Annotated in this window: 14 protein-coding genes; 10 read left to right on the forward strand and 4 right to left on the reverse strand. The window is 39.1% G+C overall.

The features are described from left to right. The first annotated feature begins 13 nt into the window (after window positions 1-13). Together JYB62_RS15330 and JYB62_RS15335 are read left to right on the forward strand one after the other, a co-directional pair. Window positions 14-2344, forward strand: coding sequence for a M1 family metallopeptidase (locus JYB62_RS15330; protein WP_205646291.1), 2331 nt, complete (start codon window positions 14-16; stop codon window positions 2342-2344). 696 nt (window positions 2345-3040) lie between these two features. Next, window positions 3041-3802 carry a hypothetical protein gene (locus tag JYB62_RS15335; protein ID WP_205646292.1) on the forward strand — a complete coding sequence of 254 codons (762 nt, stop codon included), beginning with the start codon at window positions 3041-3043 and terminating at the stop codon, window positions 3800-3802. Window positions 3803-4076: 274 nt separating this feature from the next. On the opposite strand, the gene JYB62_RS15340 is transcribed toward JYB62_RS15335, so the two are convergent. After that, the gene (locus JYB62_RS15340; protein WP_205646293.1) at window positions 4077-4607 is read right to left on the reverse strand and encodes an REP-associated tyrosine transposase; all 531 of its coding nucleotides are present in this window, start codon (window positions 4605-4607) and stop codon (window positions 4077-4079) included. 436 nt (window positions 4608-5043) lie between these two features. Here JYB62_RS15340 and JYB62_RS15345 point away from each other — a divergent pair, with 436 nt between their 5' ends. Next, a complete protein-coding gene (locus JYB62_RS15345; protein WP_243431592.1) occupies window positions 5044-5895 on the forward strand; it encodes an NIPSNAP family protein in 852 nt (283 codons plus the stop codon). 123 nt (window positions 5896-6018) lie between these two features. Here JYB62_RS15345 and JYB62_RS15350 read toward each other — a convergent pair whose 3' ends face one another. After that, window positions 6019-7194, reverse strand: a complete 1176-nt coding sequence (locus JYB62_RS15350; protein WP_243431593.1) for an amidohydrolase — start codon at window positions 7192-7194, stop codon at window positions 6019-6021. Window positions 7195-7283: 89 nt separating this feature from the next. Here JYB62_RS15350 and JYB62_RS15355 point away from each other — a divergent pair, with 89 nt between their 5' ends. The 5 genes from JYB62_RS15355 (at window position 7284) to JYB62_RS15375 (ending at window position 13606) form a co-directional block, all read left to right on the forward strand. Further along, window positions 7284-7460: a hypothetical protein gene (locus JYB62_RS15355; protein WP_200800418.1), complete on the forward strand. Its 177-nt coding sequence runs from the start codon at window positions 7284-7286 to the stop codon at window positions 7458-7460. A 12-nt stretch (window positions 7461-7472) separates the two neighbouring features. Beyond that, complete coding sequence (locus tag JYB62_RS15360) at window positions 7473-8102, forward strand: pseudouridine synthase (RefSeq protein ID WP_394369696.1); 630 nt, start codon at window positions 7473-7475, stop codon at window positions 8100-8102. A gap of 113 nt (window positions 8103-8215) precedes the next feature. Further along, window positions 8216-9184 carry an AAA family ATPase gene (locus tag JYB62_RS15365; protein ID WP_205646294.1) on the forward strand — a complete coding sequence of 323 codons (969 nt, stop codon included), beginning with the start codon at window positions 8216-8218 and terminating at the stop codon, window positions 9182-9184. Window positions 9185-9375: 191 nt separating this feature from the next. Further along, window positions 9376-10608, forward strand: coding sequence for a hypothetical protein (locus JYB62_RS15370; RefSeq protein WP_243431594.1), 1233 nt, complete (start codon window positions 9376-9378; stop codon window positions 10606-10608). A 118-nt stretch (window positions 10609-10726) separates the two neighbouring features. Beyond that, a complete protein-coding gene (locus JYB62_RS15375; protein WP_205646296.1) occupies window positions 10727-13606 on the forward strand; it encodes a TonB-dependent receptor in 2880 nt (959 codons plus the stop codon). Window positions 13607-13659: 53 nt separating this feature from the next. Here JYB62_RS15375 and JYB62_RS15380 read toward each other — a convergent pair whose 3' ends face one another. Further along, window positions 13660-14148: a cupin domain-containing protein gene (locus JYB62_RS15380; protein ID WP_205646297.1), complete on the reverse strand. Its 489-nt coding sequence runs from the start codon at window positions 14146-14148 to the stop codon at window positions 13660-13662. A gap of 1 nt (window position 14149) precedes the next feature. Further along, window positions 14150-15247: a non-hydrolyzing UDP-N-acetylglucosamine 2-epimerase gene (gene wecB, locus JYB62_RS15385; protein ID WP_205646298.1), complete on the reverse strand. Its 1098-nt coding sequence runs from the start codon at window positions 15245-15247 to the stop codon at window positions 14150-14152. Between the two features lie 139 nt (window positions 15248-15386). Between wecB and JYB62_RS15390 the strand changes: the two genes are divergently transcribed. Together JYB62_RS15390 and JYB62_RS15395 are read left to right on the forward strand one after the other, a co-directional pair. Beyond that, entirely contained in the window at window positions 15387-16052 is a 666-nt protein-coding gene (locus JYB62_RS15390; RefSeq protein ID WP_205646299.1) for a hypothetical protein, read from the forward strand. A 4-nt stretch (window positions 16053-16056) separates the two neighbouring features. Next, window positions 16057-17751 carry a capsule assembly Wzi family protein gene (locus JYB62_RS15395; RefSeq protein WP_205646300.1) on the forward strand — a complete coding sequence of 565 codons (1695 nt, stop codon included), beginning with the start codon at window positions 16057-16059 and terminating at the stop codon, window positions 17749-17751. The last annotated feature ends 9 nt before the right edge of the window (window positions 17752-17760 follow it).

The following is a 17760-nucleotide window of genomic DNA, read 5'->3' on the forward strand; positions in this document are numbered from 1 at the left end:
ACCTTATAGTTATATGAAGAAAATCGGATTAATTGCTTCTTTGGCACTATTGAGTGTTGCAGGAGTTTTTGCGCAACAACGATCTGAGCAAAACCATGCAGAACGATTTGAGCAGTTGGGGCCTATGCTTCGAACACCTAATGTGTACAGAACAGCCTCAGGAGCTCCTGGCCATATGTACTGGCAGCAACAGGCAAATTATGTGATCAATGTTGAACTGGATGATGAAAACCAATCCATCAAAGGTTCAGAAAAAGTAACCTATATCAATAATTCTCCTGATCAATTGACCTACTTATGGGTTCAGCTGGAGGAAAACCAACGTGGAGCAGATTCCAGCACACCAAAAGTCGCTGAGAGTTCTATCAACAACAGAATGACTCTTCGAACTCTTGAAGGCATCATCTGGGCAAATGAGGACTTTGGATATAAAGTTTTGGAAGTAACGGATGCCAAAGGAAATCCATTGCCAGTGACTGTGAACAATACCATGATGCGAATTGATTTGCCAACGCCATTGAAGGCAGGTGACTCATTCACTTTTGGAGTGGAATGGTCTTTCAATATCACCAATCGAGTAGGGTATATTTCAGGTCGTCCAGGATATGAATACTTTGAAGAAGATGGAAATTATCTCTATACCATGGCTGAGTGGTTCCCAAGAATGGCCGTTTACTCTGATTTTGAAGGGTGGCAAAACAAGCAATTTTTAGGTAGAGGCGAGTTCGCTTTGGTTTTTGGTAACTATGAAGTAAATATCACGGTGCCTGCTGATCATATGGTGGGTGCGACAGGTGTCTTACAAAACCCAAATCAAGTGCTTTCTTCCACAGAATTGGAGCGTTGGAACAGAGCGAAGCAAACCTATGATGCTCCTGTGGTAATCAGAACGCAAGAGGAAGCTACGGAACTAGAGAAAGGGAAAGCTACTACCAAGAAAACCTGGAAATTTAAAGCAGAAAACGTAAGGGATTTTGCCTGGACTTCTTCTAGAAAATTCATCTGGGATGCCATGGCTGTGAAGCAAGGTGGAAAAGATGTGATGGCCATGTCTTACTATGGCAAAGAAGCAAATCCACTTTGGGGTCAGTATTCTACCAGAGTAGTTGCCCATACGATCAAGTCTTACTCAAGCCATACCTTTGATTATCCATACCCAACGGCCATCTCTGTGGAGGCTGCCAATGGAATGGAGTATCCAATGATCTGCTTCAACTACGGAAGACCAGATGCTGATGGTACGTATTCTGAAGCGGTGAAAAACGGAATGATCGGGGTAATTATCCACGAAGTTGGTCACAATTTCTTCCCAATGATTGTTAATTCTGATGAGCGTCAGTGGACTTGGATGGATGAAGGCTTGAATACCTTCATGCAATACATGGCGGAGCAGGAATGGGATAGAAATTTCCCTTCCAGAAGAGGCCCTGCACATAAAATTGTTCCTTACATGAGAAGCCCAAAAAATACCTTAGAGCCCATCATGACCAATTCTGAAAATATCGTTCAATTTGGTCCAAATGCTTACGCAAAGCCAGCTACTGCGCTGAATATCTTGAGAGAGACGGTGATGGGTCGTGAGTTGTTTGATTATGCATTCAAAGAATACGCAAGAAGATGGATGTTTAAGCATCCTACTCCGGATGATTTATTCAGAACTTTGGAAGATGCTTCGGCAGTAGATTTGGATTGGTTCTGGAGAGGTTGGTTCTATGGAACAGAGCCTGTAGATATTGCAATTGAAAATGTGACTTGGTTCAAATTGGATCAGCGAACTCCAGCGGAGAAAGCCGCCGATGCCAAAGCAGCAGCTGAGTATGATGAGACAAACGTGTCTAGAACTGCCAACATGAAGGATGTTCCTCAAACTGTGATTGAAGCTGATCCAGAGACACGTGATTTCTACACCACCTACAATCCATTTACGGTTACTCCTGCTGAGGAGGAGGCCTATAAAAGCTTCATGGCGAGCTTATCTCCAAAAGAGAAGGAGTTGTTGAATTCAAATATGAATTTCTATGAGCTCAACTTCAAAAATGTGGGTGGGTTGGTGATGCCGATTATTTTGGAATGGCAATACACAGATGGAACTTCTGAAATCGAACGGATCCCTGCGGAGATCTGGAGGTTGAATGAAATAGAAGTGACGAAGGTTTTTGCCAAGAAAAAGGAAGTGAAGCAAATTGTTTTGGATCCTTTGAGAGAGACAGCGGATATTGATGAGTCCAATAATTACTGGCCAAGACAATATCAGCCTACGCGTTTCGAATTGTTCAAAGGTTCAGGAGCTGTAAGAGGAACTTCTACAGGAAGCAACCCAATGAAAAGAGCAAAAAATAATTAAGAATTAGTATAGATATAGGAAAAGCCGGCGAGAGTCGGCTTTTTTTGTTTTTGGCCTTTAACTGAAAAAGGGTTAAGATGATCTGAAGGTATTCTTGCTTTTCGCGTTTCGATAATTATCGAAATGCAACATCGAAGTTAGTTCAGAAGATTTTTATTCCTCAAAAGAGATTTAAAATCACTGACCTGAAATTTAATAATCCTATATAGTCAGATTAAAAATCCTATGAAATAGGTTCAGGATTGCTCCCGACAATTGTCGTGGATCCTGAACAGCTGAATTTCCTGGGGCCATTGTTTTTTGGAGAGCCCTTTGCATTTATAAATGAGACTAATTGATTTCTAAATTTAAAAACTGCTAAAAAAGGAAATGGAAAAGTCTCAGGCTCGAATTTTGTTTTTATTCTTATTTCTCACATTACCTCATTTGGTCAAATCTTGCTCTTCGAGGTTTGCAACCTCGAAGTTAGTTCAGAAGATTTTTAATCTTCAAAAGAGATATAAAATCACAAACCTAATTGTTAATTGTCCTATACAATCGGATTACAAATCCAATGATATAAGTTCAGGATTGCTCCCAACAATTGTCGTGGATCCTGAACAGCGAAAATAGCTGGATTTCTAATTTTTGGAGAGCCCTTTGCATTTATAAATGAGACTAATTGATTTCTAAATTTAAAAACCGTTAAAAAAGGAAATGGAAAAGCCTCAACTCCGAATTTTGTTTTTATTCTTATTTCTCACATTACCTCATTTGGTCAAATCCCAATTTAGGCTCAATTTGGAGTCTGGGGCTGCTTTTTCGCAGTATAATGACGTTAGGGTTCCAAATGGAGAATCAAATTCCGGGACACTATTTTCCCTTCAGGATGATTTCAAGCCTTCGACTACTGCTTTTTTCAGACTGGAAATGAGCTATCTGATTAAAGGTAAACATACAGTCGAATTGACGGCAGCTCCCTTACAGATTGGGTATCAGGATTCACAACTTGAGGAAATAAATTTCGCTGGATCACTATTTTCAGGAGAAGGAATTGATGGTTCTTATCAATTTAATACCTATCGGGCCAGCTATAGATATCGCTTAGTGGGCAATAATCAATGGATCTTGGATTTAGGAGCTACTATTTTGGCTAGGGACGCTCGAATAGCACTTGAGCAAGGTGAGTTGCAGGCTGAGGATACGGACTTGGGCTTTGTGCCATTACTCAGCTTCAATCTAAATTATTCCCCAAAAGATAAACTCTCTTTTGTGTTAAAGGGTGATGCTTTAGTTGGTCCGCAGGGGAGGGCTGAGGATATTTTTGCAGGGATTAACTATCCGATTGGAACAAAGGGCCTACAACTTAAAGCTGGTTATCGTCTAATAGAAGGAGGAGCCGACGTGGATCAGGTATATAATTTTGCCTACATTCATTTTGCCAGTCTAGGATTGATGTATGATTTTTCTTTAAGATAAAATGGAAATATTTAAGTTCAGGATTGCTTACTTGCTCTTCGAGTTCCGATAATTATCGGAATGCAACCTCGAAGCTTGATCTGGAGTTTTTTAATTTTTAAAAGAGTTTTAAAAACACTGGCCTGATCGTTAATTGTCCCATATAATCGGATTAAAAATCCTATGAAATAGGTTCAGGATTATAAATCCTGAACAGCGAAGAATCCTGCTCTTCGGGATTTGTAATCCCGAAGCTAGATCTGAAGATTTCTAATCTTCAACAAACACTTCCATTTCATCCAAAATCTGTCAATTGAATTGGCCCTTTTCTTATTCCGTAAAAATCTCCGGCGCTACTATTTAAATATTCCTCTTCCTTCTCCACAATTCCGGCTCTTACAGGGTTTTGATGAATGTAATTGGATTTTACGCTAAAAAACTTGACAGTAAATATCTCTTCTCCGTGATATCCATCTTCCCAAAACCAAATATTGCCTTGGTAACTCAAGGCTAATAGCAACCATGGTTTTCTGCTTTCTCTAGGGTTATCTTGAATAGCTCTAAAAATCTTCTTCGCAGTGAATTTTTTGAAATCCCTAATAATATCTGATAAATTTTCATTTTTTGCTCTTGCAATCAAATGAAGATGATTGCTCATTATCACCCATGAAAATATTTCCAGACCTTTTTCTTTTTGACAAAAGTTGAGACTTTCCAGGATTAGATCTGAATAGTCTTTCCTGCTAAAAACATCTATCCATTGATGAACTGTAAATGTCAGAAAATGGACAGCTCCTTGATCTCGAATTTTGAACTCGAATCCCATAATTAAATTACTAAGCTTTTAGAATTTAGGTGAAAAGGGTTAAAAATCCTATGATTATAGTTCAGGATAACAAATCCTGAACAGTCAAAGTCGTCTGCTCTTCGAGATTTGCAATCTCGAAGCTTGATATGAAGATTTTGAATCTTCAATGCCATCTGAAAAGACTAAGTAAATTGTTCATTGTTTTTAGCATTCGGATTGAAAATCCTATGGTATAAGTTCAGGATTGCAAATCCTGAACAGCCAAAATCAGGTATATAATTTTGCCTTTATTCATTTTGCCAGTCTAGGATTGGTGTATGATTTTTCTTTCAAATAGAAACCATGATATAAGTTCAGGATAGCATCCAGGATATTAATCGAGATCTGAACAACGCAGGCTTTATCACTAAGTAGTTTCGTTTCGAATCCACTTTTTCTTAAAATCTCCTTAGGAATGGAAGTACAGGATAATTTCTTTGTTCAAAAAGGTTATTTTGAGCAATCAAAACCCAAAACCTATCATATCATGAATCGAAAGAATTTCATTTTCACCCTATGTATCATGTTTTCATTTTTTTTGAGTAGTTCTCTATTTGCTCAAAAAAGAGATATCTATGAATTAATTACCTACCATATCGAATCGGCAGACCAAGAAGCGATGTTGGATGCTTATTTGGAAAATGCCTTTATTCCAGCGGCCCACAGAAATGGAGTATCCAATGTTGGAGTGTTTAAGCCTATAGCTTCCCAGCCTGATGCAGGTCAAAAAGTATATGTATTTATTCCCTTTAAATCTTTGAGTGAGTTTGAGGCATTTGAGGGGAAACTGTTGAAAGACCAAAAATATCTTTCAGATGGTGATGCCTATATCAATGCGGCATTTGATAATCCGCCTTATAAAAGAATGGAAACTTCTATCATGAAGGCTATGACAGAACATCCAAAGTATGCTCCTTCTAAATTAACTAATTCGAAGAAAGATAGAATTTATGAATTGAGAAGTTATGAGGGACCTACAGAGAGATTGTACCGTCAGAAAGTAAAGATGTTCAATTCAGGAGAGATGGAGATCTTTGACCGATTAAACTGTAGCCCTGTTTTCTATGCTGAAACGATTGCTGGTGCGAATATGCCGAATTTGATGTACATGACCACCCATGAAAATATGGATGTCAGAAATGAGCATTGGAAGCAATTTGGAGTGGATCCAAAATGGATTGAAATGAGAGATATTGAAGAATACAAAAACACGGTTTCCCGAAACGATACTCGATTGTTGTATCCGACGGAGTATTCAGATTTATAAATAATCCCTAATTGTAGCAAGGCTTTCGAGGCTGTTTCAAAGATTTTCTATTTTCACCTTTCGATCCCGTACAATTGTCGGGACGTTCAAGGTGTCATCTTAAATTATTGAAACAGCCTCTTTTTATTGATTAATCTTTCTGGCAATGGCCTCAAATAGTTTTACTCCGGATTCAATGAGTTCATCTGGGAAATCATAGGTAGGTTCATGGAGTTGTGGGCAGTTTTCTCCAGATCCCAATCCAAATAGGTAGGCAGGACCAGATTGACTGAACAATCCAAAATCCTCGGACCATCGGAATGGTTCTGATTTGTCGTATATGTCGAATCCTAGCTCCTTCATGGTAGACTCTGCGATTGTTGCCGCTTCTTGATCATTCTGGGATACAGCAAACTCTTCTCTATAAAAGATCTCAAATTTTAGTTTTTCACTTTCCGAAATACTTTTCACTTTCTCCTTAATTCGTTGGATTAAGATGTCTAACTCTTCCTGATCAAATGCTCTGATGGTTAAACTTAGACTTCCCTTTCCTGCGCTGGTACCGAAAGCAAGGCTTCCAATTTCTGCATGGATGACAGTCACCAATGCAAATCCGTTTAATTTCTCAGGGAGCTGAGGAAGAATTTGAATGAGTTGCGCAATGGCATGGGCAGGATTTATTCCAGCTTCAGGATGAGCTGCATGCGATGTTTTTCCAGTTAATGTGATGGTCATCCCGGTACTACCAGCTGCGAAAGTTCCTTTCCTTGTCACCAACTGATGCAAGGGAAATCCTGGGAGATTGTGCAAAGCAAATGCAAAATCCGGTTGGATTCTTTGAAACTTCGGATCATCCAAAATCCTTCTGGCACCTTCACCGGTTTCTTCAGCAGGTTGGAATAATAACACCACTTCTCCTTTTTCAGGTCTTTGCGCAGCTAATTTTTCACCCAATCCGCAGATAATCGTCATATGACCATCATGGCCACAAAGATGTCCTTTCCCATCTATCTTACTTTTATAGCTTGGATTTCCAGATTCCTGAATCGGAAGTGCATCCAATTCAGCTCGAAATAACGTTCGCGGGCCAGCAGTTTTCCCTTTAAAAATAAATGCAAGACCAAACCCTCCCAAGTTTTCTATCACTTCATCTGGTCCCATTTTAGAGAAAAAACTAAGGATTTTAGAAGCGGTATTTCCCTCTTCACCGGCGATTTCTGGTGATTGATGTAGTTCTTGTCGTAATTGAGTGAGTTGGTTTAAAATCATTTTATTGAAAATTTCCACCAAGGTAAAGACCTGATTTTCTTTTGGAACCATTTTTGACGAAAAAAAATAGCCTAGGATCAGGAACTTTTCAAGATCTGGGGCTATTTTAGAACATCACTTCAACCCTTAATCTAACTTTTATGAGCGAAGCACAAACTCAAGACTACAACGAGCAAATCAAAGCTTTGGAAGCACAAATCACCGGAGACATGTTTGCAGACATGGAAATCCGTGATCAGATCCACAATTTGAAAATGAAAAGAGATGGCATCAAACCAGAGGGATCTGATTTTGAATGCGTAGGTTGCGGAAGTTAATTCCGAAAAATAGTGGCACGTTACTTTATAATATACAAACCCTTTGGGGTTTTAAGCCAATTTTCAGGAGAGGGGCAGACATTAGCCTCTCTTTTTGATTTTCCAAAGGAGGTATATCCTGTGGGAAGATTGGATAAGGACTCTGAAGGTTTGCTTTTGATTACTGATGATAAATGGCTGAACCATCACTTGCTGAACCCTCGATTTGGTCATCAACGAACCTATTTAGCCCAAGTGGAAGGAATTCCTACGCCAGAAGCACTGAAAGCCTTGGGTAACGGGGTTCGGATAAACGTGGACCGAAAAGATTACCTAACCAAACCTGCCATTGCAAAACTTCTCCCTGAAGCCCCTGAGTTGCCAGATCGGGACCCTCCTATAAGGTACAGAAAGAACGTGCCTGATTCCTGGATAGAATTGACCTTGATCGAGGGGAAAAACAGACAAGTCCGAAAAATGACTGCTGCTGTTGGCTTTCCTACACTTCGTTTGGTACGTAAGTCTATGGAAAAAATCAATATTTTGGGTTTCAAAGTGGGGGAGGTTCAAGAGTTGGACCAAGAAACCATCTATCATAAGCTAGGACTGACCGGCTTTAAGGAAGCTGCGAAGCAATACCAAAAAAGACCGAAAAGGTCTTAAAAAATCCTAAATTTCCTTTCTACACGAGGCTTTACCGCTTCTAAGATTTAAGATTGTCCTTTGGGACTTTTTAACTTATTTTAGTCCCATCGCATCGTATAAAATCCTCATCCATGCATCAGGAAAAAATTCAAGCAGTAATAGAAGAAGTAAAAAAGGTGGTCGTAGGACAAGACCGAATGGTCAATAGATTGTTGATCGGCTTATTTACCAATGGACATATATTATTAGAAGGTGTACCTGGATTGGCTAAAACCTTGACCGTTAATACACTCGCAAAAGTCTTACACCTAGATTTCAATCGAATTCAGTTTACGCCGGATTTGTTACCAGCGGATTTGATCGGGACCATGATCTATAATCAGCAGACAGGTGATTTTGAAGTAAAAAAGGGCCCCATATTTTCAAATTTGATTTTGGCGGATGAGGTGAACCGATCTCCTGCCAAAGTTCAATCCGCTTTATTAGAGGCGATGCAGGAGAAACAAGTAACCATTGGTGAGACTACTTTTCAATTGGATCGGCCGTTTTTGGTACTTGCTACTCAAAACCCTGTGGATCAAGAAGGGACCTATCCGCTTCCGGAAGCACAGGTTGATCGTTTTATGATGAAAGTCCATATTGACTATCCAAGTAAAGCAGACGAAATGGAAGTCATGAGAAGGATGGCAAATATGTCATTCACTAATGAAGTAAATCCTATGCTTTCCAAGCAGGACGTATTTGATATAAGAAATCAGATCAATTCGGTGAAAATTGCAGAGCCTTTGGAACATTATATAATTGAATTGGTCTTTGCGACAAGGTTTCCAAATCAATATGGCTTGAACAATGAGGCCAAGTATATTATGTTTGGTGTATCTCCAAGAGCAAGTATCAATTTGAACTTGGCTGCAAAGGCTGTTGCCTACATGGATGGTAGAGATTATGTATTACCAGAGGATATCAAAGAGATAGCTGAGGATGTGTTAAATCACCGAATTATTCTGAATTATGAGGCAGAAGCAGACGGAATTAATACAAGAGACCTTGTGAAAATATTAATGGAAAAAGTTCCGATTAATAAGTCGGTAACATTCTAATAACATTAGAACCCGTCAAAAAAGGCTTTCCGCAAGGGAAGCCTTTTTTTATGCCAGAATTATTAATTCAATATTAAATTCTGTCGATTTATTTAAAAAAAGCATAATTCAAATAATTCTATTGTGAATATTAATTGGATCACTTTTGTATCATCAAAAGAGAACGAAACCACAATTCAATTAATAACTCAATGAAAAAGTTTAATTCCCTATTCATCCTATTCGCTGTGACCGTGTTCGGTTTCACTAGCTGTATAGAGGGTAATGACAAGCCTACACCGGTTACTGAACCTGAAGATACAAGTAATGTACTGGTAACTTCCAACATTACAACCAATACCACTTGGGAAACTGGTAAAGTCTATGTCCTAGGAGGTAGAATTTCAGTTACTGCTGGAAATACATTGACTATCCAACCTGGAGTAATTGTAAAAGGTGAGGTTGGTACTGGCTCCAATGCTACTGCATTGATTATTGCAAGAGGTGCAAAAATCGATGCGCAAGGGACTGCAGCTTCTCCAATCATTTTCACAACTGTGGCTGATGAAATCATGCCAGGAGAAATCGCTTCCCCAAACCTTGAGCCAAACCTTTCTGGACTTTGGGGTGGATTGTTGATCCTTGGTAATGCCAAAGGTTCATTTGCTGGTGATGTTACGGAAATTCAAATTGAAGGTATTCCACCATCAGATACGAATGGTCTTTATGGTGGGACTAATGATGAAGATAACTCAGGTGTTCTAAAATATGTGTCTATCAGACATGGTGGAGCTAATATTGGTGAAGGAAACGAAATCAATGGGCTTACACTAGGAGGTGTTGGTTCAGGAACAATCATCGAAAATTTAGAAGTAATCGGAAACCAAGATGATGGAATCGAATGGTTCGGTGGAGCAGTAAACGTGAAAAACGCGTTGGTGTGGAATCCTGGTGATGACGGTTTGGATACAGATCAAGCATGGTCTGGAACATTAGATAACTTCATCGTAATCGCAGGTGGCGAGACAGATCACACATTAGAAATCGATGGTCCAGAAGGTTCTGCTACTGCAGGTCACACACTAAAAAATGGAACAATTAAAGGTAACGATGTTGCTGAGCTAGGTGACTTCAGAGATGGAGCTAGAGGAACTTTCGAAAACATCTACTTCTTTGGATTTGCTGATCCAGCGACTACAGATGGAAGAGGAGATCTTTCCCTAAGCGGTGATAAGACATTAGCCACTTTCGCTGATGGTGAATTAAAATTCATGAACCTTGAAGCTACTCTTGCTGAAGGTGTAACTCTTGAAACAGTATTCAAAGCGGGAACAGTTGATTTTGCAACTGCAGTAGCCGCTGGTGCTAACACAGTTGGAGCGGATAAGTCAGCATTTGCTAGCTGGACTTGGGCTTCTGTAGCTGGTGAATTAGCAGACTTCTAATATTAAAACAAACCTTTTAGAAAAGGGAAGAAAGGACTTGCAAGGTGTCTTTCTTCCCAACTCTAGAATCAAGTTACTATCAATTTGCTGTATGAAAAATAAATCTACAAACCCGTTCATGGCACGTACTATTGTTGTACTGATTATTCTGGTATTATCCCAGATTATTGCGGGCTTCGCATTTGCACAAACAGGAACTATTCGTGGAACCATCTTCGAAGAAGGTACTGGCGAGCCTCTTTTTGGAGTTTCTGTGCTAGTTAAAGAAACATCTACTGGAGCAGTTACTGACTTCGATGGTAAATTCGAAATTCAAGTACAACCTGGAACTTACTCTTTAGCTATTTCTTATATCTCATATGCCACTGTTGAATTGACAGGTGTTGAGGTAAAAGCAGGAGAAGTAAATGTATTAAACGATATCTCCATGGCTGAAGAAGCCTCTGAATTGGAGACTGTAACGATTGCTGCTACTGCAATCAGAACTACAGAATCTGCTTTGATGTCTGTAAAAAGAAATGCAGCCAATTTAATGGATGGTATTTCTGCAAGTACTTTCCGTCAAATCGGAGATGGTGATGCTGCTTCTGCGGTGAAGCGTGTTACTGGTGTCTCTATTGAAGGAGGTAAATATATCTACGTTCGTGGATTAGGTGATAGATATACCAAAACTGTATTGAATGGAGTAGATATTCCTGGTCTTGATCCGGATAGAAACTCTATCCAAATGGATATCTTTCCAACGAACGTAATTGATAATATTATAGTGTCTAAATCATTTACTGCTGAGTTACCAGCTGATTTTACTGGTGGTGTAGTAGATATTGAAACAAAAGATTTTCCTGAGGAAAAAAATATGAAGTTGAGCTTGAGTGGTGGAATTAACCCTTCTATGCACTTCAACTCTGACTATTTAAAATACGATGGTGGCAGCACCGATTGGTTAGGTTTCGATGATGGAACCAGAGAGATTCCAACAGGAGGAAGAACTGATATTCCACAATACGGGGATGTAGTTGGTAATCCAAACGGGCCAAAAGGATTAGAGTACCAAGAGATTCTTGGCAACTTCAATAAGACCTTAGGTGGATATAGAAGCAATAGCTTGATGGATATGGGAGTAAGTTTCTCTCTAGGAAATCAAATCGCTAGATCAAGGGCTACTTGGGGATATAATTTCGCATTGACGTATAAGAATGAGACTGAGTTTTATCAAGATGCGGAGTTCAATCTTTATGCTAAGCCTAGAGAGGCTACAGAAACAGAGTTAGAATCACTGGAAAGACAAAAAGGTGACTATGGTGTCAACAACGTATTGTTGGGTGGTCTAGCTGGAATTGCCCTTAAAACTGATAATTCAAAGTTCAAATTGAACTTGATGCACCTTCAGAATGGTGAATCTAAAGCTGGTGAGTTCGAATTCGAAAACACTAATCTTGGTGCAAACTTTACAGCAAAGCAATATAACCTGGAATATAGCCAAAGAGCATTAACCAGTGTTCTATTAGGCGGTACTCATTACTTGAATGGAAGAGATTGGGAAGTAAACTGGAAGTTGGCTCCAACTCGTTCTACAATCAAAGATCCAGATATCAGGTTCACAAGATTCAGAGTACCTGAAAATACCATCTCTACGGAGGTAGGTTTGCCAGCTAGAATCTGGAGAGATCTAGAAGAGTATAGTGTGGTAGGTAAATTGGACGTAGCAAGAAATCTTTCTCTATTCCAAAGAGATGCGAAAGTGAAGTTCGGTACTAACTATGTATTCAAATACAGAGACTTTAACATCCAAAGTTTCCAGTTTGCGACAGGAAGCACCGAATTTACTGGAGATCCTAATGAGATTTTACTTCCAGAAAACCTATTTGCTGCGGATAACAGAAACGGGGTAAGATACAATGCGGACTTTATTCCGATCAACCCAAACAAATACGAATCCATTGCTACCAACATTGGTGGATATGCATCTGTGGAAGCAAATCCAGCAAACAATTTGAAAGCGATCCTAGGTTTGAGAGTAGAGCAGTTTAATCAGTATTATACTGGTACTAACCAAACAGGAACCATCAATTATGATTTGGTGACTATGTTGGACGATTTGGATTTCTTCCCAACCGTCAACTTGATCTACAATTTGAAAGAAAAGCAAAACTTGAGATTCTCTGCTTCTAGAACGATTGCTAGACCATCTTTCAAAGAGTTGTCTTATGCTGAAATCTTGGATCCAATCACAGGTAGAACATTCATCGGTGGTTTGTATCCAGAGACCACAAATGGAGGTTCTGAAGTATTATGGGATGGTAACTTGGTTTCTACTCGAATCAATAACTTCGATTTGAGATGGGAAGCATTCCAAGATAGAGGTCAAATGTTCTCAGTAAGTGCATTCTATAAGTCTTTTGACAAGCCAATTGAAATGGTTCAGTTCCTTTCTGACCCAGGTACTTTCCAGCCAAGAAACGTAGGTAACGGATCAGTAGCAGGTTTGGAATTTGAATTCAGAAAGTCCTTGAAGTTTATCGCTCCTAAATTGGAGAACTTCAATTGGAATACGAACGTGACAGTAACTAAATCTCAGATCAAAATGTCTGAGTCTGAATACAGATCAAGGGTATTGACTGCAAGAGAAGGTCAGGAAATTAAGGATACTCGTGATATGGCTGGTCAAGCACCTTTCATCATCAATACAGGGCTTAGCTACCAATCCTATGTCAATGGACTTGAAGCAGGGTTATTCTATAATGTTCAAGGATCTACATTGAACTATGTAGGTTTCGGTAACAGAACAGATACTTACACTGTACCATTCCACAGCTTAAACTTAAACGTAAATAAGACGTTTGGAGCAGATGAAAGACTTCAGGCAGGATTCGGTGTTCAGAACTTGTTGAATGATAAAAAAGAAATGGTGTTCAAGTCCTACGAGGCTCAAGACCAAATCTTTACAAGATTGTCTCCAGGAACTAAAATCACGATGAGAGTTGCGTTCTCTTTCTAAGAGAATTACATAGCCACAATGATTAAGGGCTCCCAATTTTGGGAGCCCTTTTTTTATGTTAATCGCTTGATAATTTCGTCATTTCCAGGATAGTCTTTGATCAACTCCTCTTTGCTGAAAAGTTCAAAATCTTGAAAATCAAAACCCGGAGAAACGACACAGGATACCAATGCGTAACTATCTGGTTCATCCACTGTACTCCCGAAGATTTTTTCGGCTGGCACGAGATGTTGTGGACAGGATCCTGTAGCAGTATTTACTGGGCCTAAGGACAACTGATGGTGAAATCCGCCATCTAATATATGAATGGTTAATGGGCTTCCCTCATGCCAAAACCAGTGTTCATCGCTTTGTATTCGGTGGAATTTTGAAACATTGGAGGAGGTCAAAAGAAAATAGATCACGGTACAGAGATTTCGCTCCCCATTTGGACTTTTTACCAAATCCAGAGATCTATACGTTTCTTTATAAAATCCTCCCTCTGGATGAGGCAGTAGCTCTAATTGAACAGCCAAATGTGCGATTCTATCCTGAACGTTCATTTTAATCCGGGTACTTTTCAATTAATATTTTCACAATTCTTTCAGCGGTTTTTCCATCCCACAGCGGGATTCCTTGGTAGGATTTCCAATTCCCATCCATCACCTTTTTTAAATAAGGTTTCAGTTTTTTAGGGTCTGTTCCTACCAATTCATTGGTTCCTAACAAGATGGTTTCTTCTCGCTCTGTATTATCCCGAAGTGTAATACAAGGAACATTCATTACTGAAGCTTCTTCTGTAATCCCACCTGAATCTGTGATCACTCCTTTGGCATTCTTTACCAAGTAATTAAACTCTAAATAGCTCAGTGGCTCAGTCATAAATAAATTAGAAGCCTGGATGCCAATTTCTTTTAGGTTTTTAGCTGTTCTAGGATGTACAGGGAATATGATTGGCAACCCATCAGCACCTTCCAGTATTGCATCAATCATAGCTTTTAACTTGTGCTCCTGATCTACATTGGCTGGGCGATGCATGGTCATCACGAAGTAATTGCCAAAATTTAAGTTTTCAAAAACTGCTCCCTCTGGTTTTTTAAAGTGAGGCATTTGCGCCAATAGCGTATCAATCATGGTATTTCCCACAAAATGGATCTTGTCCTCTGTGATACCACTATTTCTTAAATTAGCATTGGCAATTTCTGAAGTGGTAAAAAAGTGGTCGGTAATGCTATCAGTTACCATTCTATTGATTTCTTCAGGCATGGTCAAATCACCGGAGCGGATACCACCTTCCACATGGGCAACGTCGATTTGGAGTTTCTTTGCTGTGATAGAACAGGCCAAAGTGCTGGTTACATCCCCAACGACTAATACCAGATCGGGACGGTTTTCGAGTAGTTCTTTTTCAAAAGCCACCATAATAGCCGCAGTTTGTTCGGCTTGAGTTCCACCACCACCCCCAAGATTTGAATCTGGCTCAGGAATATTGAGCTGATCAAAAAAATCACCCGACATTTTTTTATCATAATGCTGCCCGGTATGGATCAGTCTAAATGTGAGGATTGCTCCTTCCTTCTGCTGTTTTTGGAGAGCATGGATGATCGGTGCTATTTTCATGAAGTTTGGCCGAGCACCAGCGACAATGGTAAATTTACCCATAGTGGATTCTTGAAAATTTATTTAAAATTAAAGATTCCTTTTTGTCTATCTTTAGAAAAATAGGAAAGTTTGAATAAACCGCATTTGGCTGGTTTTTTGTTTCTTTGTGCAGTACGTTTTTACCTGCAAATATTAATTCATGTCATTTCGCACTTGGTTTAAAAACTGGATATCCTTACCAGTCATAATTTTCTTAGGATTTCTTACTTCCTGTACCGATACTTTAGAGTCTGAAACAATAGTATATTCTAACGATTTTTCGGAACTGGATCTTGCAGGCTTTGAAAATGGAAAACTTTTTATTTTTGGAAAAGACACACTTGCCGGATATTACCATAATGAGGAAGTAGCAGTTAATCTCTCCGACCTCCCTTCTCATAATCTTCTTAAAGTTACAATAGACATTATTGTGCATGATAGCTGGGATGGAAATGCTGATGATGGAGTAGGCGGACCGGATTACTGGTTTTTTGGAATAGATAATCAAGAGGTTTTTAGAACTACTTTCTCTAACTCACCTTGTGAATCTACTTATTGTCTATACCAATCTTATCCCAATACATACTTTAGACAGAATGTACCAAAGTCAGGTGCGACACAAACCAATTTACCAGGCCTTTGTCTATTTGGCGCAAGTAATAATTATAGTACCAGATACAGCATTTCAAAGATTGTGGAGCATAGTAACTCTAATGTCAGGATTTATATGAATTCTGACCTTATAGCAGAGAACTCACCTGACCCGGTTTGTGATGAATCCTGGTCTATTTCCAAAATTGAAATTACAGCACTCACACTTAACTAATCAGATGAAGAATATTGTGAGAAAATTTATAATAATCGGATTATTATTTTTTGTAATTGATACCTCCATAGCGCAGACTGTGCCGATGGGTATGCCTGTCTTGGATCAATATCTTAGAAGGGCTCAATTATTAGGAAAGGTGGACTCAAGTTCGTCTTTTATGATTCGCCCTCTCTACCCTACAGAATCTTTTGGATTTGAAAATGGATTTGATATTGATGGTTCCACTGTAGATTTAGATGCTTCAAAAATCCATAGATATTTTGGGAAAGATCGTAAAGGTAAATTTTTACTATTGCCTGCAATTTTGAAAGCTCAGTATAATTCTACATATGCTTTTGGGGTAAACGATGGAGCGTTTATTCCTAACAGAGGGTTTCAGACGATTTTGAGCCCAGGGGTGTATGCAGAATATGGAAATTGGAGCATCCAGTTACAGCCTGAATTACTATTGGCAGCTAATAAGGATTACAAAGGATTTCCAATAGAGCATCAGGCGACTATTTTATTTTATTATGAGTACATGAACCGCATTGATATGCCTGAAAGGTTTGGAAACTCAGGATATAATAAAGTTTATGGGGGTCAGTCTAGTTTAAGATATAACTTCCGGGAATTCTCGTTGGGACTTTCAACAGAAAACCTTTGGTGGGGACCGGGAAGAAGAAATTCCTTATTGCTCGGGAATAATGCTCCTGGATTCCTTCATTTTACTTTGAATACGAGGAAACCTGTACAGACGAAAATAGGCTCATTTGAAGGGCAGTTTATATCAGGATTTTTAAAATCCAGCGGATATTTACCACCTCATTCGGATTATCATATTCAGGAGAACCCAGTTTATATTCCAAAACCTGAAGACAGCAACAGATACATTTCTGGACTGGTATTTACCTATCAACCAAAATGGGTCCCCGGACTTTTTCTGGGCTATGGTTCTGTTAACCATATGTATCGAAAAGATGTGTCTACTTTAGGAGATGTATTACCCATATTTAATGGGAGAAAAGGGCCTGAAAATATCTTCGATCCTATTAGAGATAAAAGGCAGCAGTTTAGTTCTGGGTTTTTTAGATGGCTTAGTCCCGAAGGTCATTTTGAATTTTATGGGGAATATGGAACCAATGGCAATAGTAGAAGGATAGGTGATTTTATGATTGAACCCGAGTCTGGAAGAGCTTTTACCTTTGGTTTTTCTCATTTGATGAGCCTGAAGAAGCCAGGTCATTATTTCCAGATCAGTTCTGAAATGACGCAAACTGGTCAGACAATTAGAGAGGATATCAGGAATTTAGAAACCTGGTATATCCATGATTATGTGAGGGATGGATATACACATAATGGACAAGTCTTGGGAGCTGGAAATGGTCCAGGTAGTAATGTGATTTTTGTGGAGTTGGCGTGGGTGAATAATATGAATCGTTTTGGACTTCAAATGGAGCGTATTGTTTACAACAATGATTTTTATTATTACCGTTACGAAGCTTCCAAAGACTGGAGAAATAAATATGTCGATTTAGTTCCTTCCCTTGTAGGGGACTGGAAAGTCGGTGATTTCCTAATCAGTGGAAAAATGCAGTATGTAAATACATTGAATTACAAATGGTACTTGGAGAATCAACCTGACCAATATTTTGTGCCAGGATATGATCGAAAGAATTTTGTGGCTCAAATTGGTGTTTCATACTTATTCAGATAAAGTAAAATA

It is taken from the genome of Algoriphagus lutimaris, assembly GCF_017051705.1.
GTDB classification, from domain to species: domain Bacteria; phylum Bacteroidota; class Bacteroidia; order Cytophagales; family Cyclobacteriaceae; genus Algoriphagus; species Algoriphagus lutimaris.

Coding starts and splice junctions, on each gene's coding strand:
- JYB62_RS15330 (WP_205646291.1), top strand. CDS start 14: ATGAAGAAAATCGGATTAATTGCTTCTTTGGCACTATTGAGTGTTGCA.
- JYB62_RS15335 (WP_205646292.1), top strand. CDS start 3,041: ATGGAAAAGCCTCAACTCCGAATTTTGTTTTTATTCTTATTTCTCACA.
- JYB62_RS15340 (WP_205646293.1), bottom strand. CDS start 4,607: ATGGGATTCGAGTTCAAAATTCGAGATCAAGGAGCTGTCCATTTTCTG.
- JYB62_RS15345 (WP_243431592.1), top strand. CDS start 5,044: ATGGAAGTACAGGATAATTTCTTTGTTCAAAAAGGTTATTTTGAGCAA.
- JYB62_RS15350 (WP_243431593.1), bottom strand. CDS start 7,194: ATGGTTCCAAAAGAAAATCAGGTCTTTACCTTGGTGGAAATTTTCAAT.
- JYB62_RS15355 (WP_200800418.1), top strand. CDS start 7,284: ATGAGCGAAGCACAAACTCAAGACTACAACGAGCAAATCAAAGCTTTG.
- JYB62_RS15365 (WP_205646294.1), top strand. CDS start 8,216: ATGCATCAGGAAAAAATTCAAGCAGTAATAGAAGAAGTAAAAAAGGTG.
- JYB62_RS15370 (WP_243431594.1), top strand. CDS start 9,376: ATGAAAAAGTTTAATTCCCTATTCATCCTATTCGCTGTGACCGTGTTC.
- JYB62_RS15375 (WP_205646296.1), top strand. CDS start 10,727: ATGGCACGTACTATTGTTGTACTGATTATTCTGGTATTATCCCAGATT.
- JYB62_RS15380 (WP_205646297.1), bottom strand. CDS start 14,148: ATGAACGTTCAGGATAGAATCGCACATTTGGCTGTTCAATTAGAGCTA.
- wecB (WP_205646298.1), bottom strand. CDS start 15,247: ATGGGTAAATTTACCATTGTCGCTGGTGCTCGGCCAAACTTCATGAAA.
- JYB62_RS15390 (WP_205646299.1), top strand. CDS start 15,387: ATGTCATTTCGCACTTGGTTTAAAAACTGGATATCCTTACCAGTCATA.
- JYB62_RS15395 (WP_205646300.1), top strand. CDS start 16,057: ATGAAGAATATTGTGAGAAAATTTATAATAATCGGATTATTATTTTTT.